Consider the following 25,252-nt stretch of genomic DNA (forward strand, 5'->3'; position numbering starts at 1 on the left):
ATGACATCTACTAAATTAACCCCTATAAAATTAAGACCCTTTCTTGCATTTATTCTTCTGTTTTTAGGAACATTTACTTATGCACAAAATAGTTTAAAAGTTATAAATGCAACTGCCGGACCAGGAGAAGAATCAAAAATTTTAATCGATTTATCCAATACAGATGAAGTACTTGGAGCTGAGTTTACGCTAACAGTTCCACAAGGACTTATCATTAACGAAAAAGCAAGTAAAATAAGTGATAGCCGTAAAGGAGACCACGCAGTTTATGTAAATATCGAGAAGAATAACCCACGAAATTATCATTTTATAATTCTCTCGCTAACAAGTAATCCTTTTAAAGGAAATAGTGGAACTTTATTAGAAATTCCGATCGAAATTCCGATAAATTATCCGTCTGGGCAAACTCATAACCTAAACCTTTCTAGTGTTGTATTGAGTTCTAAAAATGCAATAGACATAGGCTCAAACCATACAAACGGAATACTTACAATAGCAACAGCACAATATCCCGATTTAACTATTTCGGGTATAACAAGCAGCGAATCTCAGATTACTCCTAACGGAAAAATTACATTGTCATGGGGAGTAAACAACATCGGAGATCGTATTGCAGCTGGAGGATGGACAGAACAAATTAGTATAATTTCGGAAACAACTGGTATCGAGTATAATTTAGGAAGTGTTTCCTATGATGGTGATTTAGAGAGCAAGAAAACCATTAGCAGAAATGCTACTTTCAACCTTCCTAAAATTATAGGGATAGACGGAAACGTAAAAATTAAAATTAACCTGGTTCCTAATCCATCTGTAAAAGAACCAGATGCGTTACAAGGCAACAATAAACTTATTAGTCCCAATACAATATTGCTCGAAAAAGTATTGTATTTAACCTTAGATAAAAAATCTATTCCCGAAAATGCCACAGAAGTAATCCGGGCAACCATAACCCAAAGCGGAGACCGAAGCACTGATAAAACATATCAACTTGCTGCTTCGCAAAACGGACAACTAGATTTTCCTGCGAGTATAAAAATCCCTAAAGACCAATCATCTGCCGTTTTTTATATAAAACCTGTAGACAATACTGCAGCCGATGGAAACAGAACTGTAGCACTATCTGTAACGGGCAATGATTACCCTACAGTCTCGGATAATATCGAAATTATAGATGATGAGGTTTCATTAATTACACTAACACCATCAAAAACAACAGCCACAGATGGGGAGATGATTACTGTTACTTTACAAACCGATTTTGCAAAAAACAAAGACACAAAATTCAGCATTACTGCTGATCAGAATTCCCGTTGGAATATCCCATCAGAAATCATTCTTCCTTCTGGAAGCAAAAGTGTTTCTTTTACTGTTCAGGTTAGAGACAATAAAGTACCAGAAGCAACAGTAATAGGAAAGATTACAACCCGAGCCGAAGGTTTCCAGGCTAGTAGCACCGAAATCATCTTAAAAAGCTCGAACATTCCTACTTTTGAATTCGAGATAACACCCGAAACCATTTCTAAAGGAGATGGAGTTTATGCAACTTATGCCATCATAAAACGATTGGATAAAACAGATGTTAGCATAAAAATCCGTTTGTCTGCCAATGTAGCAAATACTTTAATTCTTCCTGATATTATTGAATTTCCTGCAAATGTAAACCAGAAAAAAATCAACATTGGAGTCATAAATAACGGACTTGTCGATGGAACAAAAACTGTAAAAGTAACCGCAGATGCTTATATTCCTTCTTGTAACTGTACAGTTGCTGCAGGAAACGGAGGAAGCCAATTGGCAAAAACCATTACCATACTAGATAGTAATGGCCCTGCTTTGTTTGTAAAAGCAAACCCTACAACCGTTAAGGCAGGACAAGAAAATTCTGCAAAAATAACTATTGCAAGAAATACTGTAGATACATCGACAGCTATTCCTGTCAGACTTTCGTCAGATGCTCCTACAATTGTATCTATTCCTGCAACTGCTACTATTCCTGTAGGAAAAGAAGCCATAGAGATAGAAATAAGCACTAAAATAGATCCAAATAAAAAAGGAGATCAAACCATACGTGTTCAAGCCGAAGCAGACAATTATAGTTCTGGATTTGCGTGGATAATTGTAACCGATCAAAATAAACCTGATGCTACTATTACAAAAATAAACACAGTAACTCAAGCAACAGGAAAAGATAACATCGAAGTAGCTACAACAATTACCAATCAAGGATTTGCCATTCTTACCAAAGGTTCTAAAATAGAATATTACCTTTCTAAAGATAAATCTACAAAAAACGCAATCCTACTGGCAACTACCGAATTAGACAAAGATATCGAAGCAGGAAAATCATTAAATTTAGTTAAACCTATTCAGCTGCCTGAAAAAGCTGGCGATTATTTTTTAATTGTAACTATAAATTCAAATCAAAAAACAGACGAATTAACATTTACAAATAACGAAGCCAATACTGAAATAAAATTACTTCCGGGTTATTTTGCAACTGCTACCGTAGCTAAATCATTATACAAATCTGGCGAGTTAGTTACTATAACCGGATCTGCCAAAATGCTCAATAATTCTCCTGCAGCAATCAAAGAAGTAGAAATCACGATTACAAGCGGAAACTTTGTTCGCCTATATACCGTTACAACAAATGCTTCTGGAAACTTTGCTTATGATTTTGAACCGCTACAAACAGAAAGCGGGCACTATGGCGTAAGTGCTGGTTACCCAGGAACGAATAATGCTGCACAAGCAGAATTTGACATTATTGGTTTTGAATGGACCAACAAACCATCTGGTTATTTAAAATGGGAAGTAGTAGAAAAAACACCTTTTAAAGGAGAGTTTAAATTAAAAAATAATGGTAAAACTGCGCTAACTAATATAAAAGTTGAACTTCCTGGAGATGCTGGATTTAACATTCAAGTAACGCCATTAACACTGGCAGCAGGACAAGAAGCCATATTAAATTATACAATATTAGCCGATAAAGCTTCTGAAGAAGAGAAGTACTATCCTATTAACTTTACCATCTCATCTGATGAAGGAGCAAAACTAACAGCTCTAGCTTATTACCATTGTCAAATTCAAACGGCAAAAATAGTAGCAAACCCTGTAAGTATTAATACCACAATGACCAAAGGAAGTTCTCGCTATTATGAATTGGCAATTACCAATACTGGAGCTATAGATGCCGAAAAAGTAAAAGTGGAATTACCTAAACTAGACTGGATGAAACTTAAAAGTCAATCGGTTATAGATAAAATAGCTCCAAATGAAACCGCTAATATAATATTAGAATTAGCCCCTACAGTGAAACAACAAGTTAACATTCCTCTATCTGGAAACTTAGCAATATCTCTTGCTAATGGACAAGGAATTAGTGTCCCTTTTAAAATAGAAACAGTATCCGAATCCAAAGGTTCTTTACTTATTGATGCAGTCGATGACTATACATACAATACTGTAGAAGCACCACATCTAAAAGGAGCAAAAGTAGTAGTACGTCATCCATTCTCGGGCGTTATTGTTGCAGAAGGTGTAACTGATCAAAACGGATTATTTAATGCCGAAAATCTTCCAGAAGGAAGTTATGTTTTAACCGTAACGGCAGACAAACACAGTAATCATCAAAGTAATATTTTGGTTGATCCGGGTAAAGTTAATAAGCAAAGTATTTATTTGGCTTATCAGGCAATCAGTTACGAATGGACTGTAAAACCTACAGAAATAGAAGATAAATATGAAACTGAACTTGTTGTAAAATACGAAACCAATGTTCCCATTCCGGTAGTTGTCGTAGAAATGGATAAAAAAGTTCAGGATATAGCCAAAGGAAGTAGCTATATACTAATGGCAACCCTTACAAACAAAGGACTTATTACTGCCAAAGATGTATATCTGCAGTTTCCGAGTGACAACGAATATAAGTTTACACCATTAATTGATAAAATAGATATATTAGCCAAACAATCTATCCAGATTCCTGTTAAGGTCGAAAGAATGACGGGAACCATATTAAGAGCAGCAGCATCAGCAGCCCCTTGTGATGCAGTTGTAATGGCTTGGTATACGTATCAATGTATTGATAGTCATTGGGTAGCTGTACCACATTCATTTTCTTTTTCTAGAGAATGTACCAATCTAGGACCTGTAGACATTCCGGTAATTAATGGTCCAAATTATGTATATTGTAGAAATTGTCCTGTACCAGGAGGAACCGGTTATTCCCCAATCGATTTTACTTATGATGCCAATATTACATGTGACCCATGTGCATTTGCCATTGGAACTGCAGTTCTAGCCTGTTATCCACCTACAGTTCTTCTTAGTTGTGGGCTTTCTCTCCTTACATCGACTACTTGGGAAGATGCAATAATAAGCGGAATCGGATGCCTCATAAAAAAACAGACTTATGGTTGTATATGGGGAGCATTAAGCGCGGTAAAAACGTGTCTGGGACTTTCAATAACAGGGCGAAACGCAGGACCAAGCTTGTTCGAAGTAATTGAACAGGATTTAACAAAATTAAAAGCTGCAGACGATGCTTTTACCAAGAAAAAAGAACTTATTTTTAATAACAATAAAATTCTTGAAAGCGAAAATTTCCCTGATTTTGTAAAAGAAGTAGCTACAAACTTAGATAAGAAACAAATTTTTACCGAAACAGATATTGCTGTTATGAAAAGCAGGTTTGTTTTAACAGATATTAGCGCTGCCGACATAAATGTATTCAGTCAAAGATGGAATGAGTCTGTAGAAGCCTGGAATAAAGGAATTACTTCTCCAAATGCACAATATGCTACCATTATTAGTAAAGATAGTTTAGATGTTTATGCCTTAAAGGCAAAAGAATTAGCAGACCGTACAAAAGCAAGAGGTTTTGTTTCTGCTTACGAAATGTATGAAAAAGATAAAAGTGACTTACAAGAATATGTAGACAGAAAATCATCTAATTCTGTTTGTGCCACAGTTACAGTAAAGTTCTCTCAAAAAATGACGATGACCAGAGAAGCTTTTGAAGGTACTTTAACTATGAACAATGGTAGTGATCTTAACTCAATAAAAAACATAAACTTAGATTTGATAATCACAGACGAATCTGGAAATGATATGACCCATCTATTCCAAATTAATAAAGATGCTTTCCTGAGCGGAACAGGAATTGTTGGTCCGCAAAGTAACAAATCTGGAACAGTACTTTTTATACCAACAAAAGAGGCTGCTCCTACAGTTGCTAAATCTTATTCGTTTGGAGGAACATTATCTTATCTGGATCCAAATACAGGAGAAATAGCAACAATAAAATTATATCCAGTTACGCTGGAAGTAAATCCAAGCCCAGATTTAGTACTGCATTATTTTATGCAGCGTGATATTATTGGAGATGATCCATTAACCGAAAAAGTAGAGCCTACGGTTCCTGCAGAAATGGCATTATTAATTAAAAATGAAGGTTACGGTCAAGCCAAAAATGTTCAGGTAGAATCTGTGCAACCTGAAATTATCGAAAACAAAAAAGGACTATTAATTGATTTTGAAATCATAGGTAGTAACTTTAATAATGAGCCTAAACAATTAGGTTTACTTAACGTAGATTTTGGAAATATTGAACCACAAAAAGCTGCAATCGGACAATGGTGGTTTACCAGTACATTGTTAGGACATTTTATAGAATATGATTTAAAAGTAAAACATTTGAGCAGCTACGGAAATAAAAATCTGAGCCTAATAAAAGCATCTTATGTTCATGAACTTATTAAAAGCGTAAAGGCTTATGAGGCTGGACATGATAACATAGCCGATTTCTTAGTAAATGATATTGCAGATATAAACGATGTTCCTGATGCTATTTATTATTCTAATGGCGGAAGTGACGAAGTATATAAAGTAAGTACCGCAACTATTTCTAACCCTATTTCACCAACTCAGGTAACGACAATTCTAACTATGAACTCGTCTAAAACAGGATGGAATTATGGTAATTTAACAGATCCGGGTAGAGACAAATACAAACTTGTAAAAGTTGTTAGAAACAGTGATCAACTGGAATTGCCTTTGCTAAACTTCTGGCAGACATTTGTTACATTAAGAGATGGAGCAGATCCTAAATATGAGAACAATCTTCATTTTGTTGACAAAATATCAGGATTAGAAAAATACACATTGTATTATACACCAATAAATACCAATGTACCGAAAGTAGTTTCTTTTGAGAGCATTCCGTCAACAACAACCAAAGCAATAGAATCAGTTCAGGTAAACTTTAATAAAGCCATAAACCCGAGTACCTTTACTGCCCAAAACATAACATTAATTCACCAAGGAAATAAAATCCCTTTTAATGATAGTTTTATAGGTAAAGTAAACGACTCTACTTATGTATTAAACGTTAAAACCCTAACCATTGCTTCTGGTTATTATGAACTAACAGTGCAATGTGCAGGAATAAAAGATCTGGAAGAGAACGAAGGAGTTGAAGGCAAATCTGTTTCCTGGACACAAATAATTGGAGAATTAGGAATCATTCAATTTAAAACAGATCAAACAGAAGCCCAAGCCGTAAATAGCGTTGAGATATCATTTAATAAAATAGTAAAACCAATCCAGTTTACTAAAGACAAATTAAAGCTAAACGGAAAATCTTTGGATAACATTTCGATAGTAACAGAGAACAATCAAAAGTATACTATCGTAGGATTAAACCAATACAATCTGGAAAAAGGAGAATATGAATTAACTGTTGATTTGCCATCTATGAAAGCCGAAGATAACTCGTTAGGTTTAGTAGTACAATCTCATAAATGGAAAGTTGATTTAGTTGTTCCGGAAGTAGATAGCTTTAAGCCACAATATCAGGGAGCGCTTAATAGCCAGAACGTAACAGATATGCAGATAGTTTTAAATAAACCATTAAAAAATAATTTTGAAGCTAGCTGGATTAAGCTATACAAAGGAAGTGTGGATCTAAATGCTAAATTAACTGTTACAAAACAGGATGATTTACATTATCTAATCTCGGGATTAGGAGAACACACACATACTGCAGGTGGATACAAACTAATAATTGATCAATCTAACTTTGTAGATGTATCTGGAAATTATGGAACTGGAACTACAAGCACGATGTGGACTGTGAAATTTGATAAACCAGCTTCTCCAAATAATATACGTATAACTCCTGATAGAGGAATTTCAGCAACAGATAACATTACTTCTGGCAATGATTTATCTATCGCTCTAAAAACTATAGACAATAAACAATCTATAGAACTTTATGTAATAACTCCAACTAGTAAAGTATTAGTAGATAAAAAATACGTAGAAACAGCAGGAGATTTAAGTTTTGCTATTACAGGATATATCGGAAAAAATACTTTTGAAGCCATTGCTTATGATGAATATGGAAATGCTAGTGACCCTATAAGTATCGAAACATACATAGATGTTGTGGACTTTAGCAGTACAATTACACCAGTAAAAACAAACAATACCGATTGTGCCGAAATAGAGCATCTTAAAGTACTTTTTACAGATGAAATCACGGCATCTCAGTTTACAAAAGACGCTTTAATAATCAAAGCCGGAGGGATAAATATCTCTAATGAAAATGCAGTAATCGCTAAAGTATCTGATACTGAATTTAAAATTCAGAATATAGAGAAATTCAATGAGAATGGAGAACTTACATTTGGTATCGATTTATCTAAACTACAGAAAAAAACAAGTGCCTTACAAGGAAAAGGAATTGTTTATGAAAATGTGGGTGTTATAAATACTATTTTGGCTAGTATAACAGGAGATGCTCTTATTACCGAAACCAATGCTACTACTATCTACACCGCTACTCCAAATATGCAAAGCTATAACTGGACTGTAACCGGAGGAGAAATTGTAAGTCAGGCAAATAATACTGTTACCATAAAATGGACACAAAAGGGTACACAAACTCTTTCTCTAAATTATGTAACAACAGGTTTATGTAGCAAAACAACATCTTCAGAAATAAAAGTAGATGCTACTCTGGCTATCGACGATCATACAAATCCAGATAAAAAAGGATTAACAATTGCTCCCGTTCCTAATAATGGTATATTCACACTATCTTTAATTGGTGAGCAGGGAACATTTAAACTCACAATATATGATGTGGGAGGAAGAATTGTTTATGAACAGGATAAAATAAATGTAAACGATAACTTTAAAAAAGAAATCCATACCCATTTAAAAACTACCGGAGTGTATTATCTGGTATTACGCAATTCAGAAACAACTTATAAATCTAATTTCTTAATTAAATAGAAAAAAAGGGATGCTTTAATCCCTTTTTTTATCAAAATAGAACAGAATAAAAAACGCACCTAACATTTTAGACATCAGTTATTTAAAACAAAAATATCTGATGTAATTAGTATTTAATATTTTATTAAATTTGAATAACTAACCTTAAATCCTAATCTTATGGAAATGAATTTCTTAGCTTTTTTTGCTTCGGCACTAACAACTCTTGTTACTGGTTTTATCTGGTATAACCCTAAAGTATTTGGAACTATCTGGATGAGAGAAGCTGGAGTTACTCAAGAAGACCTCCAGAAAGGAAGTATGCTTAAAATATTCGTATTAACATACATCTTTTCTTTAATGATGACTATAATTGTTTCGGGATTAACAATACATCAATCGGGCGCAGTAGGAATGGTAGGCGGACCACCAATGATAGAAAGTGCAAAACCATCTTTTGCAGCTTTTATGGCCGATTACGGAACTGCATTTCGCACTTTTAAACACGGAGCGCTTCATGGCTTCATGACAGGTTTATTCTTTGCTTTCCCTATGTTAGCAATCAATGGTTTATTCGAAAGAAAATCTTGGAAATATATTTTTGTGCATGCCGGATATTGGATTCTTACCCTAACTATTATGGGAGGAATTATTTGTGCTTGGGCATAAATAATTAAAACATAAAATCCGTTTGAAATTAGAAAATCAAACGGATTTCTTTTTTAGAAAATTTACAAGTAAAACAAACCCTAAATTATATTATTCTGTTATTATTAAGTAAATTTGAACAATATAGTACTCTTACCTTGAATGCATCTTATTCCTTCCAGATTTATACTAATACTGCCTCACTTCCTGAAACATGGAATGACTTGGCAACGCATAATATTTTCTTATCCAGAGAATATCTGGAAGTATTAGAAAAATCGGCACCAACCAATATGCTGTGCCATTATATCGGACTTTTTAAAGACGCTGAATTAGTTGGTATTGCTCTAACCCAATTCTTAGATTCTAATAAGCTCGAGTCATTTGGAGAACGAGATAAATGTGTAAAAACTTCCGTTCGTAATTTTGCTTTCAAGAAATTTGCTTCACACGTTTTGTTTGTTGGAAACAATATGCTCACAGGTCAAAATGCTTATTCATTTTCTGAAAAAATAAGCCAACCAAAAGCAATTAAATTATTACATAAAGGAATCAATGCACTAAAAAAAGATTTTAAATCGAAAGGGCAAAAAATCCATATCACGACTATCAAAGATTTTTCGGCAACAGAAATTGATATGCTTTCTGCTGAATTCAAAAAAGGGTATACATTTTCGATCCAGCCAAATATGGTTTTTAAAATCAATGAAGATTGGAAAACCGAAGAAGATTATATTAATGCATTATCCAAAAAATACCGCGACCAATATAAACGTACCCGCAAAAAAGCCTTAGGAATAGAAAAGAGGAAAATGGATATAGATGACATCATAACTTTTGAAGATACTATCTATGATTTGTATCATCACGTAGCCAAAAATGCTCCTTTTAATACCTTTTTCTTAGCCAAAAATCACTTTAGAGTTTTTAAAGAAACATTAAAAGAGAAGTTCCTTTTTTATGGTTATTTTATTGATGGAAAACTAATTGGTTTCAATACTTTAATCATGAATGGAACTGCAATGGACACTTATTTTTTAGGTTATGACGAAAGTGTTCAGCGCGAAAAAATGCTGTATTTAAACATGCTTTACGACATGATTGCACTTTCTATAAACAGGAATTTTAAAGAAGTTATTTTTGCCAGAACGGCTCTGGAAATCAAAAGTTCTGTGGGTGCAAAACCAGTAAAAATGTACGGACTTATCACACACAGTAATTCTTTAATCAACCATAATATTGCCAAATTATTTAATTATCTGGAACCCAAAACAGATTGGCAAGAACGAAATCCGTTTAAATAATCATATTGCCAAGGATGTAAGGAACTTTAGTTTTACACAAAATAATCCCAAACTTGTCATTTCGACGAAGGAGAAATCTCCGCAAGAAACTAACTCCCAGTTTTTTTCTTAAATTGTCGAGCTACTTGTGGAGATTTCTCCTTCGTCGAAATGACAAAAATGCGCAGACCAACTTTAAAATTAGGCTTTTATCAAAGTTTCTTACATCCTTGGCTCAAAACTTTGTCACAGATTTTTAAGGAATGGCAATTTTCATTTGCTTATGCAAAATACGAATATCCAATTTAGTCTGAGCGCCACAATACTCACCATCAATTTGGAAACTAACTGGATGATTTGTTTTTATTACAGCTTGATCTGTCGAAATAATAACAATATCATCAGAATCGATAGGCATATTGCCCGTAATTATTTTTCCAAGAATTATTAAATCTAGATTTTTTAAAACAACCAATTCAAATTTACCATCATTAATTGCTCCATTTGGGTTAATGACAACGCCTGTTCCATATTTTTGAGAATTGGCAATTACAACCATTCTTGCTTCATGTTCAACCGTTTGATTATTGGCTGTAATAGAAACTACAAAAGAATCTCCAGACTCTTTTATAGTAGTATAAGCTTGAGATGCATAACCCCAAAATCCTCTTATATTGCTTTCTTCATAATTCTTGATTAAATCGGCATTGAGTCCTAAATCACTTAAATGAATACTTTTTTTCCCGTTGATACAAATCATATCCATCTCGATATAATTGTTATTAAAAGCAATACTTAGATTCTCTTCGAGCGTTTTAGGTAAGTTTAAATCAACCGATAATCCGTTGGCAGATCCTGCTGGCAATATCCCAACAATAACATCATATTCCTCCATTGCTTCGGCAACCATTTTTACGGTTCCATCTCCACCAGCAACAACGATTCTAATGGGTAAATGTTGGTTATACAACGCTTGTATTTGGCTGATGTCATTCTGCCCAGTAGTTTCGTAAACTTTCAAATTAATATGACACGTTACCGCATAGGATTTTACTGTCTCAATAAGCTCAGATTTATCCAGATCACCCGAAATAGGGTTTACAACAAATAAGATATTCCTTTTCAAAATTTTATCTTTATATTTATTCAAAAGTAATTACACTAGTTATCCCAAAAGTAAGCAATTAATGAAACCTATTTTAAAATTATATCGCGGTTATGCCAATGATCAGGAACTAATTGTTATGGGACACGTTTTTAAACCATCGACTGCCAATGATTATGATTTTCAAAAGCGAAGTTTTAAAAATGCCACTTCTGTTCTTAAACTTTTCCAGATAAAAACAATCCCAAATTACGATGTTTATTTAAAACATGGAGAGAACCAGATTCATACCAAAACGCTCGATGATGGTTTTTTTAAATTCTGCATTCCTTTAAAAGAGGAAACAGGTTTTGGATGGATGAATTACCAAGTTAGCATTTCTCATAAAAACGAAACAATATCCTGTGCCAGCACTTTTATAAGACCTCATGAAGGAAATCTTGGGATTATATCAGATATTGATGATACTTTTTTGGTTTCGCACACACATAATTTCTTCAGGAAATTATATATTTTATTGTTCAGAAATGTAAATGATCGCAAAATATTTGATGAAGTTGTACCGCATTATCAAGCATTAAGTTCCGCAGAAAGAAACAACAAAGAAGAGAAAAATGCTTTTTTTTACATCTCGAGTAGCGAGTGGAATTTATATAGTTTTATTGTTCGTTTTACCAAAATACACGAACTACCAAGGGCAGTAATTTTATTAAAGGATATTAAAACCGGAATTGCCGACTTTTTTATGAGCGGCAGAGGAAACCATGACCATAAGTTTGATAAAATCAAGCATGTCTTGGAGTTTTACCCAAACCTAAAATATGTTTTATTGGGTGACGATTCTCAACACGACCCAATGTTATATGAACGAATTTGCAAAATATTTCCTGTAACGGTAAAAGCGGTTTATATAAGGCAAACTGGTAAAAACAAAAAAGAATCAACGAAAGCAATCCTTAAAAATTTAGAAAACCTTGAGGTTTCTGTTTGCTATTTTAAACACAGCAGCGAAGCCATTGAGCATTCTAAAAAGATTGGAATTATAATGTAACTGTGAAAGGTATTTTGAAAATGTGAAATGTCAGCTGAAACTGAAAAACCTTTGTCAAAATTCGAAAACTTTGACAAAGGTTTATAGATAATATTCTTATTTTCAAAAAACTGAAAACTGAGACTAAAAACTGTATTATGCGTTGAAATTATCAATCTCCTCCTGAACTACTTCCCAGTCTGATAATAATTGATCCAAATCTTTTTTCTTTTTATTGTATGCCATAAAGAAAGAAGCGTCTTCGATGTGTTTATCATAATTAGATGCCAACATTTTATCGTCATGCTGAATATCTTTTTCTAATTGTTTGATTTGACTTTCGACTTTACTCAAGCGATTTTGTAATGCTTTCGTTTTCTTCTGATCTTCGTAAGAAGTTTTATTACTTTCTTTAGGAGCAGCAGCTTTTACAGCATCTTTTTTCTCAACTTCACGCATATTTTCCATATTACGTTGCTCTAAGAAATAGTTAATGTCTCCTAAATATTCTTTTATCTTCTGATCTTTAAATTCGTAAACCAAATTAGACATTCCCTGAAGGAAATCTCTATCGTGAGAAACAAGTAGTAAAGTTCCACCAAATTTTTGAAGTGCCGCTTTTAATACATTCTTAGATTTGATATCCAAGTGATTCGTAGGCTCATCCATTAACAAAACGTTTATAGGTTGTAATAACAACTTACATAATGCCAAACGGTTTCTTTCTCCTCCTGAAAGTACTTTTACTTTTTTCTCTACATCATCTCCACGGAACAAGAATGAACCCAACATATCACGAACTTTTGATCTATTGGTATCCATTGCAGCATCTTCCATTGTTTGCAACAATGTGATTTCTCCGTCTAGGTATTCAGCTTGATTTTGGGCAAAATAACCTAACTGTACATTATGTCCTAATTTTATACTTCCTTGGTATTCAAACTCATCAACGATTGCTTTAATAAAAGTTGATTTTCCTTGTCCATTCTGTCCAACAAAAGCAATTTTGCTTCCGCGTTCCACTAACAGGTTTATGTCTTTAAGAATAACTTTATCTCCGTAAGCCTTTGTAACATTATCGGCTTCTACTACTACTCTACCTGGTTCTTTAGAAACTGGGAAAGAAATATTCATTACCGAATTATCATCTTCGTCAACCTCGATACGCTCTACTTTATCTAATTTCTTGATAAGCGATTGCGCCATAGAAGCTTTAGAAGCTTTTGCACGGAATTTCTCGATTAGTTTTTCTGTTTCTTCTATTTTTTTGGCTTGATTCTTTTGCGTGGCCAATTGTTTTTCACGAATTTCATGACGCAATTCTAAGTACTGAGAATATGGTTTATTAAAATCATATGCTTTACCTAATGAAATTTCGATAGTTCTGTTGGTTACATTATCCAGGAACATTTTATCGTGCGATACGATTACCACTACTCCAGGATAATTACGCAAGAAACTCTCTAACCAAATGATACTCTCGATATCCAAGTGATTCGTAGGCTCATCCAGCAACAATACATCATTAGCTTGTAATAATAATTTAGCCAACTCGATACGCATTCTCCAACCTCCAGAAAAAGTTTCTGTTTGATTATTAAATACTTCTCTTTTAAAACCTAATCCTAAAAGAATTTTCTCTGTATCTCCTACATAATTATAACCACCCAATAACTCAAAACGATGTGTATAATCAGATAAATCTTCGATAATCTGACTGTATTCTTCGCTTTCATAATCGGTTCTGGTTACCAATTGATGATTAATATGTTCTAATTTTTTCTCAACGACTTTAATATCCGTAAAGGCTTCGTAGGCTTCTTCTAATACTGTTCTTCCTTGTTCAAAATCGATATCTTGACGTAAGAAACCCATTCGAACTTCTTTTTCTGTTGCGATTTGTCCAGAATCTGGTTTAAAATCTCCTGCAAGAATTTTTAGCATTGTTGATTTTCCAGCACCATTTTTTCCTACAAGACCTACTCGGTCTCCAGCACCTAAACGAAAAGTAACTTCTTCAAACAAATAAGTACCTCCAAAAGAAACTGATAAATTATGTATATTAAGCATTTATTATTGTTATTATAAACTAATTGATTGTTTAAATTTATATCTCTAGTTTGACTAGAAATTTAATTTTTGCAGACATTAAAAATACCTTTCTCTGAATAACAAAATATTTCTTTAAGCTTATTAAAACTTTAAATATTTTATTTAATCAACCTCTAATCAGTATTTTTCATTCTTGTTTTTCTAAAACATATTGCAATTTATATTGCCTTTTACTTATAATTTTAAAAATGCAAAGGTAGTGAAAAGGAATGTATTATGCTATAAAGATAAAAAGGCTGTTTTTGGATATTAAGAATTGAAAATTGTTAATGTGATGACCAATGATTATCTTTGGGATAAATTCATCATTTTTATTAAAAAAACAACTGCATAATTTCTCTTCGAAGTATTTACATCGCAGTTTATACATTACAAAAACTTACTCAAAATGTTCAAAAAAGGATCTAAACTAAATAGTATTTTAAAAGGAACTTGTCCTAAATGTCAAAACGAAAGTATGTATGAAGACAAGAACCCGCTACATTTAACCAAGGTTTTAAAAATGAATGAATCTTGCAGTCATTGTGGTCTTAAATACCAGATTGAACCTTCCTTTTTTTACGGAGCAATGTATGTAAGTTACGGATTAAATGTAGCATTAGGAATTGCTGCTTTTATCATATCCTACGTTTTCCTAAACTCTAGTATCGAAGCTTCTTTTATAGCAATTGTAGTAACACTTGTTGTATTATTTCCATTTGTATTAAGATGGTCGAGAAACATTTACATCAACATGTTTGTTTCTTACGACCCAACCACTAATATCAAAAAATAGAGATTATACTAGATAGCCTGAATTGAAAGTATAAGTTAATTATAAAAAAAAGAAACCATATAAGTTCATTTAAGAAATGCTAAAACTTATATTTCCTTAAATAGCCTATATCGTTTAAATAGTTTATACATATAACAATTTACCTGTTTCTCTTTCTGTAAAATCGTTCGATATTTATTTCGTTATCCAAAGGAATTTGATTTTCTATATTTTCGAATAAAGCTTCAGCCATTGCTGGTCCTAACATTACTCCTCGTGTACCTAATCCGTTAAGTATATGTAACGATTTATGTGTATTATGCATTCCTACCAGTGGTCTTCTATCTTGTACTGTAGGACGAACACCAGCAAAATGCTCAACGATTTCAAACTCGCAGGTAATTATTTCGCGAATGCGTTCCAGGAGTTCTTGTTTTGCCTCCTCCGTAGGCAAATCGGTTTTATCTTTCCAATTATATGTTGCCCCTACTTTAAACAAATCATCTCCTAAAGGCAGGATAAATACACTTGTATTTACAATAACGTCTAAATTTAAACCTACTGCTTTAATAATAAATAGTTCTCCTTTAGTTCCATCCAGAGGCAAATCATTAAAGAATGGGTTCTTATGCAACCCAAATCCTTCTGCAAAAATAATATGACGCGCTTGTATATTTTTATATTGAATTCCTGAATCTAAAAATTCAATCTGATTATAATCAAATGATTCTTGTAACAGTAAATTATTAGCAAGTAAATATTCTCTATACTTTTCTAATAATAAAGCCGTATCAACATAACCTGTGTGCAAAACTTCACCATAATCGTATGGAGAATCTATACTGTTATATTTTCTGTTAACTAATTTGGTAGACAAGAAAGGCGCTAAGTTCTTTTTATCTGAAGCACTAAACCAATTATTTTGCTCTTCTATCGAGAAAAACTTTCTTAAAATAGGTAGCTGGAAATTGAATTTTGTAGCAAGTTTATTTTCAATATCTGCATAAAAAGAATCCATTAAAACAAGCTGTTGTTGCGCTTGCCATACTTCACTAAATCTTTTTAAAATTACGGGATTATACAAACCTCCTGCTATTTTTGATGAATTTTGTGATTTATCATCTACTACCAAAATAGATTTATTGTCCGACAATGCTTTTTCTGAAAAAGAAATTCCTGCTAAACCTGAACCAATAATTAAATAGTCAATCATGAAAAAATAAATTAAACTGTTACCGCCAACAAACATAAATGAAAAAACTCTTACCAAAAAATGGTAAGAGTTTTTTATATTAAAGAAGGAAATTAAATTTTAGTAATTCCACATATCTGATTCGAAATTTCTAATTTTCTCTTTCACTCTCTCAGACTCCAATAATTGGTTCTGAGCGTTATCCTTCATGTATTCTTCTATAGCTCTATCTCCGTAAACGTTTTCTTCTTTATAGATTGTACTATTAAAACGTCTAGAGTTTAAGATTTGATCAAAAGAAATTGGCATTGCAGAGTTCTTGTCATTAAAGGCTTTAGCCTCATGTAAGACACCTCTCGCATCTGGGAAGAATACCCAGAACAATTCAATATAATCTTTTTCTTCACTATTAATAGTGTAAACATCTGGAGTAACAGGACAAATTCCTAAAAGACGATACTTCAATTCACTTTGACGTTTGTCAAAATACCAATATCCTTTAATTTTATATTCTGTAACATCTTGAGCTGTTAAATCAGTTTTCAAGATATATTCAGAAGATATAGTTTTAGATGCAGGAACAGTTACAGTTTCTGAAGTTGTTACTTTGTTTTTTCCTTTACCAGTTGTCTTCTTTTTTTCGATTGTTTGCGTAACATACGCATTCGGATCTTGATTCAATTGTTCTCTACCAGCATCAGTTGTATCGATACGAGATAAAGAAGATTGAATGTCTTTCATAGACTTTTTGGTATTGAAATAACTATCAGTATAAACTTCAGTAATTTTACCATTTTTAATTGCCTTTGTCAAAACATCGTACATAGAACGTCTGTCCGAACCGATATTTGCAGTATCAATTGGGAAATACATAGAAAAGTTGATTTTTTCATTTAAATCAATGATTTCCCAAACAGTTTTCCCCATCAAAACGTCTCTATCATGTACATAACCATAAGCTAATGGTTTGTCATTATCAGAAACAAGTTGTGCTGGAGTTTTTAAACCAATTTCAGCTGGTGTTTTTGCATTAAGCAAATTCGACTGTGCAAATGTGGTATAACTCCCTGCAATAGAGATAATAGCTATTAAAAAATTTCTTACATTCATCATGGTATCAGTATAATATTGAAGTAGTTTTACTTTATAGATCTACTTATTATTGTATTTCATAAATTACTGGAGCGGTTCTAGGCAATAAATAACTTCCTGCTCCAACAAGTTTAGTTTTAATCTCAGAAATAGTAACTTGGTCTCCTCTACCTGCTTTTGAAAGAACTGATTTACATTGTGCATTTAATCTATTACCAGAAACTACAACTGTAGGTTGTCCAGTAACTTTTAAATTAAATCCAACAACATCTAATCCAACTTCGAAATCAAAATCAACTAATTTAGCTCCAATTGTAGCAATCTCTAAATTCGATTTAGGTCCTTTTACAACACCCATTTCTCCTCTAATTGTTCCAGTTGGTCCAGGAATACCTTTAATTCTAAAAGTTTTCTTGTCAGAAACTGTAGAACCATTTGGCAATGTACCTGTAACAGTAATTGTAGTTTCAGTACCTGTACTTGGACTCATGTTATATTTACCTGGTTTACCAGCAGAAGATAATCCTGGAGCAGTTGCAACAACTTTATTATCAGCAACACCCGCAAATGAAACTGAAATTGGGTTAACAACACCTCTATAAACTACATTCATTTTATCTGCAGAAATAGTTGCAGAGTTTGGTTTTGGTACTACAACATATTTACCTTCAAATTTAAGTGGAATGTTTTTTCCATCTTCTAAGAATGTAAATTGTCCGTTAATGCTTTGTTCTCCAATTCCACCAGCAGTCATCGAAATAACAGCTTGTCCGTTAACAATTTTACCAGGTCCTGAGAATGAAGTAGGAGTTGTGTTTTCGTCATAACGACCTAAAACAACTTTACCTGTAACAGTTTCTCCTTGGAAGTAAGCACTTTTATCTAGAACTACAATCGCTTTATAGTTGTTATAAGAAGCTGCAGCTACTGCCGCTTTTCCTAAAGCTGAACTATAAACATCAGATTCTACTTTTTTAACATCACTCTGCCAAGCAGATAATTTTGCAACTGAAGCAACAGCTGGAAAACCTTTAAAGTTATAAGCTAAAAATTTATCTTTTAAACCTTCTTTGTTTTTAACGTCAGAAGTATTAAATTTATTATCAATCTCAGCTACAATTGCACTATATTTTTTATCGCTCAATACAGATTTCATATCTGCTCTATACTGATTGATTTTTGCAACGATTTCGTCACCTTTTTTAGTATAACCTTCACCTGTAAACCAGTTGTCGATATTATCACCTTTGTCCATAGACTCGTAAGGCAATTTTCCAGTTTCTTTATCTTTTTCGAATCCTTTTAATACATCACCTTTTAAAGTTCCGATGTATGTATAAAAATCTTTAGATATTGCTGCCACTTTGTGAGCTGTTTGAGCAGCTGTTTCAAATTCACCTTTAGCTTCAGCAGCTTTCTGGTCTAATGACATCAACATTTGCTCATTAGTCATATTAGCAGACTCGTTTGCACTTTCAAATTTTTCATTCATTAAGCCAAAAGCAGATAATACTTCTTTTGACATATTCATTGCTAACATTGCGATAAAAACCAGATACATCAGGTTTATCATCTTCTGTCTAGGGGTTAATTTTCCTCCTGCCATATTTTCTAAATAATTAGTTTTTTATTAATAATAATTGTTTTTAACTAATTATCCTTTATTATTCATAGCCGAAAGCATACCACCATATACATTGTTTAAAGAAGCAATATTTGCAGTCATAGATTGCATTTGCTCTTTTAACTTACCTGCATTTTCAGCGATTTCTTTGTTTGCTTCTGCGTTTCTTGAAGCACTTTCTAATTGAACTTTATATAAACTATTTAATGATTCCATTTGTGCAGCTGCAGTAGATAACTCTTCGCTGTATTTTTTAGTAGAAGCGATTGAATCAACAGTTGGAGCAATTCCTTTAGCAGCAGATTCAAAGTTTTTGATACTGTTACCTAAGCTTGACATTAACTCACCGTCAATTTTAGCTTCTTTAAGCATAACGTCTAATTTTTGAGATAATAGACCTTGTGCATCAGATGGGGTTTCAACTTTTGCAGCTTTAGTTTTTGCTTGACCATTAGCCAATTCTGGATAAACTAAAGTCCAGTCTAATTCTTCGTCAACTGGTTCAAAAGCAGATAAAGCAAAGATTAATGCCTCTGTTACTAATCCGATTGAAAGCATCAAGGTTCCTGTTAACGGTCCGATTTCAAAGTGGGTAATTTTGAATAAAGCTCCAATAATTACTACTGCTGCTCCCATACCGTAAGCGAAGTTCATCGCTTTTTTACTTAATAATGCCATAATTTTGTTTGTTTGTTTTAGGTTTTAAAAATAAGGATTTGGTTATTGTTTTAATTGTACTCTCTAATTATAATTTACTCTTTTTATTCCCGGTCACTTGCGTTCCCATGTAATCTTGAACTGTTCTAAAACCAATAAAACTTCTTGCTGAATCTGCGTATTCAAAATCTCTGGTACTTACTTGTAGGAAATAAGCAACATCTTTCCATGAACCTCCACGAACTACTTTACGCTTGTTTGAACCATCTTGAACGTTAGGATTCATAGTAGAAACATATTCGTAAGCATTTGGGCTATATGAAGAATCTGTCCACTCGGCAACGTTACCTGCCATATTGTATAAATTGTATCCGTTTGGATCGTATGATTTTGCTTCTACAGTGTACAAAGCATTATCTGCAGCATAATCTCCTCTGTTTGGCTTGAAGTTAGCCATAAAACAACCTCTATCATTTCTGATGTAAGGACCTCCCCAAGGGTAAGTAGCAGACTCCAGACCTCCTCTAGCAGCATACTCCCATTCTGCCTCTGTAGGCAATCTGAAAGAGTTCACTAAATCATGACCTTTCTTTTTAGCTTTTATGTATGTGTTTTTGTTTAATGTTCTCCAAGCACAGAATGCTTTTGCCTGAGTCCATTGTACTCCTACAACTGGATAATCTCCATATGCTTTGTGCCAGAAATAGTCATTATGCATTGGCTCATTATATGAGTAAGTAAAATCTTTAATCCAAACTGTTGTATCTGGGTAAACCTTAACTTCTTCTGTCTTAACGAAATCTTTTCTTTTTCCAACTTTAGCTTTAGCTGCAGCTTGAATATCCATCCAAGAATATCTAAATTTCAATTTATTAACATCAATAGTTCTTAAACCATTATATGACTCTTCTATAGGAATATACATAGAATCCATTACCTCTGTATAATACTCATCTGGATATGCTTGAGTACCTTTAGCTAACTTTACTTTTCTATTTAATTTTCTTCCTGCATAAGGATCATCAGCAGTACCGATACTATAGTAATTATCATACATATATTTATCGTAAGCTGTCATTTTTTCTGGATCAGAATCGTTAAAAGCATAATCTCCTATGCTTCCACCTTTTTTACCTTTAGCATCTGTTCCGCCACCTGGTTTTTGTCCCATTTCATCTGCCATAATTGCCAAACGAACTCTCATTGTTGAGTCTTTTACCCACTCCACAAATTGACGGTATTCACTATTTGTTATCTCTGTTTCATCCATATAAAAAGAACGAACGGTAACCGTTTTTGTTGGTGCATCTTCTACTTGAGCTAAGTCATCATCTGACTTACCCATAATGAACGACCCACCTGGAACTAAAGTCATTCCATAAGGCTTTTCAGGATACCATTTCCCACCTTTAACACCTACCAATTCTCCTTTGTCACTTGACCTACCACAACTAATCATTAGTGTTAAAAATGCCGCAAATGCAATAAACTTCTTCATATATATTTGGATTATCTATTCATTATTATAAGTCCGTAAACCTATTTATTATTTTCTTAAAAAACAATAGCTTTTTGTGTAATTTATTTCACGGTTCAAAAATAAAGTTAAAAAAAATAAAAAAAAAATATTTAGTCGATAAACTGTCATTAAAAATCGACATAAAACGTTAAATTTTAGTATTTATAAATCTATTCCTACTAATAAAATCAAAAACAATCATTTCAAAAAACCCTTAAATACTGGTACCTTATTACGAAAACGATTACACAGTATTTTTACGTTGTGCTTTCCACCATCTTTCAGGTAATTCCTGATTACAAGCGGTCAAATATTCGTCATACGAACATGATAACAACGTATTTCTCTTCAATTTATTACTTCCGTCAGAAATAAAAGGAATTTCTATCCACCAACGGTCAGTTTTGTCGCTTTTATAAAAAACCAGCTCTTCTTCCTCTAATGGAACTATGTATTTTAAATAGTTTTTTCGGCTACCATATGGATACTCGTTAGAACGATAATGATACCCTTCGATAAAATACCAAACGATCTGCGCCATTAAAGGAGCTTCTTGCGATGTATTATTATGATTAAAAAGTCCAAAAGCAGACACTTTATCACTAATACCTGCATATCGAGCAAGCGAACAAATCTCTTTCCCATTAAACCCATTAGGTTCAAAAGTGATGATGTTTCCTGAATCGGCAGATTTTATTGAATTTAAATCAAAACTCACTAAATCAGCATCTCTAAAAACTGGCTCAGCAAGCGCAATTTTATTCGAAACCTCTCCTAATCGATACGCATCAAAAAACAATTTTTCGATTAAATCAATCTCTTCTTGTGAGTTGTAATAAGTTTGATAACCTATGTTACAATAATTAAATAGATTGTTTGGCTCATCAACTATAATCTTGGTTAAATATGAAGTTGCTGAAGAATCTTCACTTTCTTTTCCAAAATCAAATTTATTATCTACAGCAACCAAATTAACCATTTGCTCTAAATCATCGTAAGCACGATACAAAGCATAGGTTAAATCCTGAGATCCACCTATAACTATAGGTACAACTCTGTTTTTTATTAAGGCTGCAGTTATTTTTTTTAAAAGATAGTAGGTATCATCTATTGAATTTCCTGGTAAAATATCCCCTAAATCAGCAATAGTCATATCCCAGTTTCCAGGAAACATACTATATAGCTTTTTACGAAAAGGATTTAAGTTTACATCGCTAATCGCAGAAGTATCTCCGCGATTATCTAAAACACCAATTATAGCAATATTTACTTTTGCTAAATCTGGAAACTGTTCTTTTGTATGTAAAACTATTTTACTTCCCAATTCTTGAGAAGACAATGTATCAATGTAGTTTAGAATTTCTTCGGCAACTGGTTGTAGAAAATCAAATTCCATTCTTTATTTCTTTTTAGCTACTGGTTTTTTAGCCACTGCTTTCTTAGCAGCAGGTGCTTTCTTTGCAGCTGTCTTTTTTACTGGGGTTTTCTTAGCAATCATTTCCTGAACTTCGGCCAACGTTAATTTTGTAGCGTCAACATCTTTACTAAGTTCAATTTTAATCTTACCTTTAGTAATAACCGAACGTCCCCAACGTGCTTTTTCAACAAGAATACCTTCTTCTTCCCAGTTATGAAGTACTTTATCAATATTTTTTTGAAGTTTATCTTCTATCAGCGCTTCAATATCTGATTGTGATAAATTATCAAAATTGTATTTTTTGCTTACGTTAATAAACAATCCATTCCATTTGATAAAAGGTCCAAAACGACCTACTCCTTTTTGTACTCCTTCTCCTTTATATACAGCAATAGGCGCATCAGCAAGTGCTTTTTCATCTATTAACTCCTGAGCTCTTGTAATTGTTACATCCAGAGGATCTTCTCCTTTTGGCAATGAGATAAAAACACTTCCGTGACGAACATATGGTCCATAACGACCATTACTTACCTCTACTTCTTCTCCTTTGTATTCCCCTAAGTTTTTAGGCAATAAAAACAAATTCAAAGCTTCTTCCAGTGTTATATTTCCGATATTTTGATCTGCCATTAAACTGGCGAATTTTTTATCTTCATCATCCGGCTCTCCAATTTGTGCCATTGGCCCAAACTTTCCTAAACGAACAGAAACTGGTCTTCCTGAAACTGGATCTTTTCCTAAGATTCTTTCTCCACTTTCTCTCTCAGCATTAGCTTCGACATCTTTTACATTTGGATGGAATTTATCATAAAACTCCTTCATCATTTGTGCCCAGTCGATATTTCCTTCAGCAATTTCATCAAAATCCTGTTCTACTTTTGCTGTAAAGTTGTAATCTAATATTGTCCCAAAATTCTTAACCAGGAAGTCTGTAACAATTGTTCCGATATCAGTTGGAACTAACTTCCCTTTATCCGAACCTGTATTTTCTTTAAGCAACTTCTCTCCTACTTTGTTTGATTGTAAAGTAAGTTGAGTATAATTACGCTCCTGACCATCAAGGTTACCTTTTTCTACATAATTTCTGTTGATGATTGTAGAAATAGTTGGCGCATAAGTCGAAGGACGACCAATACCAAGTTCCTCTAATTTCTTCACCAAAGAAGCTTCTGTATAACGTGCCGGTGGTCTTGAATATCTTTCGGTTGCTGTGATATAATTATTTAATAATTTCTCATTCACTTTCATTGCAGGCAACATTCCTTCTTGCTCTTCTTCGTCATCATCATGACCTTCAAGATATACTTTTAAGAATCCTTCAAAAAGTAAAACTTCTCCAGATGCTGTAAAAATTTCGCTATGATTATTAGCTTCAATCTTCACATTAGTTCTTTCTAATTGTGCATCACTCATTTGCGAAGCCAATGTTCTTTTCCAAATCAAATCATACAAACGAGCTTGATCTCTGTCGATGTTCACTGTGTGACGTGACATATCAGTAGGACGAATAGCTTCGTGCGCTTCTTGCGCTCCTTTGCTTTTGTTTGTAAAAGTTCTTGGTTTTGAGAATTCTTTCCCGTACGATTTTATAATTTCAGCTTGTGCAGCATCCATTGCATCTTTAGAAAGATTAACGCTATCAGTTCTCATATAAGTAATAAGTCCTGCTTCGTATAGTCGTTGTGCTAGTTGCATTGTGATTCCAACTGGTAAATACAACTTTCTTGCTGCTTCTTGTTGCAATGTAGAAGTTGTAAATGGTGCTGTTGGTGATTTTTTGGTAGGTTTCGTTTCTAAATCCGATACCTTATATGAAGAACCAATATTTTTATTTAAAAAATCTTCGGCTTCTTTTTTTGTATTAAAATTTTTAGGCAGTTTAGCCTTAAATGTTTTTCCGCTTTCATTTGTAAACTCAGCTACAACAGAATACGATGCTATTGCATTAAAATTCTGAATTTCTCTTTCTCTCTCAACAATTAAACGAACTGAAACTGACTGAACACGTCCTGCAGATAAACCTCCTTTAATTTTTCTCCATAATACAGGAGATAATTCGTAACCAACCAACCTGTCTAATACACGACGCGCTTGTTGTGCGTTAACCAAATTATAATCTATCTCTCTAGGATTTTCAATCGCTTTTAGGATTGCTGATTTTGTGATTTCGTGAAAAACAATTCGCTTAGTCTTTTTAACATCAAGTTTTAATTCTTCCGCAAGATGCCATGAAATAGCCTCCCCCTCGCGGTCCTCATCACTTGCTAACCAAACCATTTCGGCATTCTTAGATAATGTTTTTAGTTTACTAACTAAAGCTTTTTTATCCGGAGAAACTTCATATTTAGGTTTAAAACCATTCTCTACATCCACACCGATTTCTTTTGAAGGCAAGTCGGCAATATGCCCATAACTTGACTCTACTTGAAAATCACTTCCCAAAAATTTCTCTATCGTTTTTGCCTTTGCAGGTGACTCAACTATTACTAAATTCTTTGCCATTACTCTATTTTTCTGGAACAAAAGTAGAAGTTTTTTT

General features: G+C 33.3%; 14 protein-coding genes. 5 read left to right on the forward strand and 9 right to left on the reverse strand.

Going from position 1 to position 25,252, the window contains the following annotated elements; all coding sequences use genetic code 11:
* The 3 genes from AC3IPI_RS00820 (at position 1) to AC3IPI_RS00830 (ending at position 10,232) form a co-directional block, all read left to right on the forward strand.
* A complete protein-coding gene (locus AC3IPI_RS00820) occupies positions 1 to 8,301 on the forward strand; it encodes a CARDB domain-containing protein (RefSeq protein WP_489156511.1) in 8,301 nt (2,766 codons plus the stop codon).
* Between the two features lie 159 nt (positions 8,302 to 8,460).
* Positions 8,461 to 8,949 carry a DUF1761 domain-containing protein gene (locus tag AC3IPI_RS00825; RefSeq protein ID WP_039111483.1) on the forward strand — a complete coding sequence of 163 codons (489 nt, stop codon included), beginning with the start codon at positions 8,461 to 8,463 and terminating at the stop codon, positions 8,947 to 8,949.
* 137 nt (positions 8,950 to 9,086) lie between these two features.
* A complete protein-coding gene (locus AC3IPI_RS00830) occupies positions 9,087 to 10,232 on the forward strand; it encodes a peptidogalycan biosysnthesis protein (RefSeq protein WP_489156513.1) in 1,146 nt (381 codons plus the stop codon).
* A 235-nt stretch (positions 10,233 to 10,467) separates the two neighbouring features.
* Here AC3IPI_RS00830 and AC3IPI_RS00835 read toward each other — a convergent pair whose 3' ends face one another.
* Positions 10,468 to 11,337: a diacylglycerol/lipid kinase family protein gene (locus AC3IPI_RS00835; protein WP_489156515.1), complete on the reverse strand. Its 870-nt coding sequence runs from the start codon at positions 11,335 to 11,337 to the stop codon at positions 10,468 to 10,470.
* A 61-nt stretch (positions 11,338 to 11,398) separates the two neighbouring features.
* Between AC3IPI_RS00835 and AC3IPI_RS00840 the strand changes: the two genes are divergently transcribed.
* Positions 11,399 to 12,367: an App1 family protein phosphatidate phosphatase gene (locus AC3IPI_RS00840; protein ID WP_086895517.1), complete on the forward strand. Its 969-nt coding sequence runs from the start codon at positions 11,399 to 11,401 to the stop codon at positions 12,365 to 12,367.
* Between the two features lie 135 nt (positions 12,368 to 12,502).
* Here the strand turns inward: AC3IPI_RS00840 and AC3IPI_RS00845 are convergent, their stop codons facing one another.
* Positions 12,503 to 14,416 (reverse strand): ABC-F family ATP-binding cassette domain-containing protein, encoded by a 1,914-nt coding sequence (locus tag AC3IPI_RS00845; RefSeq protein ID WP_039111487.1) that lies wholly within the window; start codon positions 14,414 to 14,416, stop codon positions 12,503 to 12,505.
* Between the two features lie 430 nt (positions 14,417 to 14,846).
* On the opposite strand from AC3IPI_RS00845, the gene AC3IPI_RS00850 reads away from it, so the two are divergent.
* The gene (locus AC3IPI_RS00850) at positions 14,847 to 15,233 is read left to right on the forward strand and encodes a DUF983 domain-containing protein (RefSeq protein WP_039118733.1); all 387 of its coding nucleotides are present in this window, start codon (positions 14,847 to 14,849) and stop codon (positions 15,231 to 15,233) included.
* Between the two features lie 139 nt (positions 15,234 to 15,372).
* Here AC3IPI_RS00850 and AC3IPI_RS00855 read toward each other — a convergent pair whose 3' ends face one another.
* The 7 genes from AC3IPI_RS00855 to topA form a co-directional block, all read right to left on the reverse strand.
* Positions 15,373 to 16,425, reverse strand: a complete 1,053-nt coding sequence (locus tag AC3IPI_RS00855) for an NAD(P)/FAD-dependent oxidoreductase (RefSeq protein ID WP_489156518.1) — start codon at positions 16,423 to 16,425, stop codon at positions 15,373 to 15,375.
* Between the two features lie 99 nt (positions 16,426 to 16,524).
* Entirely contained in the window at positions 16,525 to 17,514 is a 990-nt protein-coding gene (gene porN / locus AC3IPI_RS00860; protein WP_039118764.1) for a type IX secretion system ring subunit PorN/GldN, read from the reverse strand.
* A gap of 49 nt (positions 17,515 to 17,563) precedes the next feature.
* Positions 17,564 to 19,102, reverse strand: coding sequence for a type IX secretion system motor protein PorM/GldM (gene porM, locus AC3IPI_RS00865; protein ID WP_489156520.1), 1,539 nt, complete (start codon positions 19,100 to 19,102; stop codon positions 17,564 to 17,566).
* A 48-nt stretch (positions 19,103 to 19,150) separates the two neighbouring features.
* On the reverse strand, positions 19,151 to 19,798 hold the full coding sequence (gene porL / locus AC3IPI_RS00870) for a type IX secretion system motor protein PorL/GldL (RefSeq protein ID WP_035623274.1): 648 nt from the start codon (positions 19,796 to 19,798) through the stop codon (positions 19,151 to 19,153).
* Between the two features lie 67 nt (positions 19,799 to 19,865).
* Positions 19,866 to 21,275, reverse strand: a complete 1,410-nt coding sequence (gene porK, locus AC3IPI_RS00875) for a T9SS ring complex lipoprotein PorK/GldK (protein ID WP_039118731.1) — start codon at positions 21,273 to 21,275, stop codon at positions 19,866 to 19,868.
* Between the two features lie 265 nt (positions 21,276 to 21,540).
* Positions 21,541 to 22,692, reverse strand: coding sequence for a formimidoylglutamase (locus tag AC3IPI_RS00880; protein ID WP_039111491.1), 1,152 nt, complete (start codon positions 22,690 to 22,692; stop codon positions 21,541 to 21,543).
* Between the two features lie 3 nt (positions 22,693 to 22,695).
* Positions 22,696 to 25,215, reverse strand: a complete 2,520-nt coding sequence (gene topA / locus AC3IPI_RS00885; protein ID WP_039111492.1) for a type I DNA topoisomerase — start codon at positions 25,213 to 25,215, stop codon at positions 22,696 to 22,698.
* Between the last annotated feature and the right edge of the window lie 37 nt (positions 25,216 to 25,252).

The organism is Flavobacterium sp. GL_143 (assembly GCF_057834355.1).

Bases quoted from the DNA above. Each gene is read 5' to 3' on its own strand.
- porK (WP_039118731.1), bottom strand. From the start codon at position 21,275: ATGAAGAAGTTTATTGCATTTGCGGCATTTTTAACACTAATGATTAGT.
- AC3IPI_RS00855 (WP_489156518.1), bottom strand. From the start codon at position 16,425: ATGATTGACTATTTAATTATTGGTTCAGGTTTAGCAGGAATTTCTTTT.
- AC3IPI_RS00820 (WP_489156511.1), top strand. From the start codon at position 1: ATGACATCTACTAAATTAACCCCTATAAAATTAAGACCCTTTCTTGCA.
- porN (WP_039118764.1), bottom strand. From the start codon at position 17,514: ATGAATGTAAGAAATTTTTTAATAGCTATTATCTCTATTGCAGGGAGT.
- topA (WP_039111492.1), bottom strand. From the start codon at position 25,215: ATGGCAAAGAATTTAGTAATAGTTGAGTCACCTGCAAAGGCAAAAACG.
- AC3IPI_RS00845 (WP_039111487.1), bottom strand. From the start codon at position 14,416: ATGCTTAATATACATAATTTATCAGTTTCTTTTGGAGGTACTTATTTG.
- AC3IPI_RS00850 (WP_039118733.1), top strand. From the start codon at position 14,847: ATGTTCAAAAAAGGATCTAAACTAAATAGTATTTTAAAAGGAACTTGT.
- AC3IPI_RS00840 (WP_086895517.1), top strand. From the start codon at position 11,399: ATGAAACCTATTTTAAAATTATATCGCGGTTATGCCAATGATCAGGAA.
- AC3IPI_RS00825 (WP_039111483.1), top strand. From the start codon at position 8,461: ATGGAAATGAATTTCTTAGCTTTTTTTGCTTCGGCACTAACAACTCTT.
- porM (WP_489156520.1), bottom strand. From the start codon at position 19,102: ATGGCAGGAGGAAAATTAACCCCTAGACAGAAGATGATAAACCTGATG.
- porL (WP_035623274.1), bottom strand. From the start codon at position 19,798: ATGGCATTATTAAGTAAAAAAGCGATGAACTTCGCTTACGGTATGGGA.
- AC3IPI_RS00880 (WP_039111491.1), bottom strand. From the start codon at position 22,692: ATGGAATTTGATTTTCTACAACCAGTTGCCGAAGAAATTCTAAACTAC.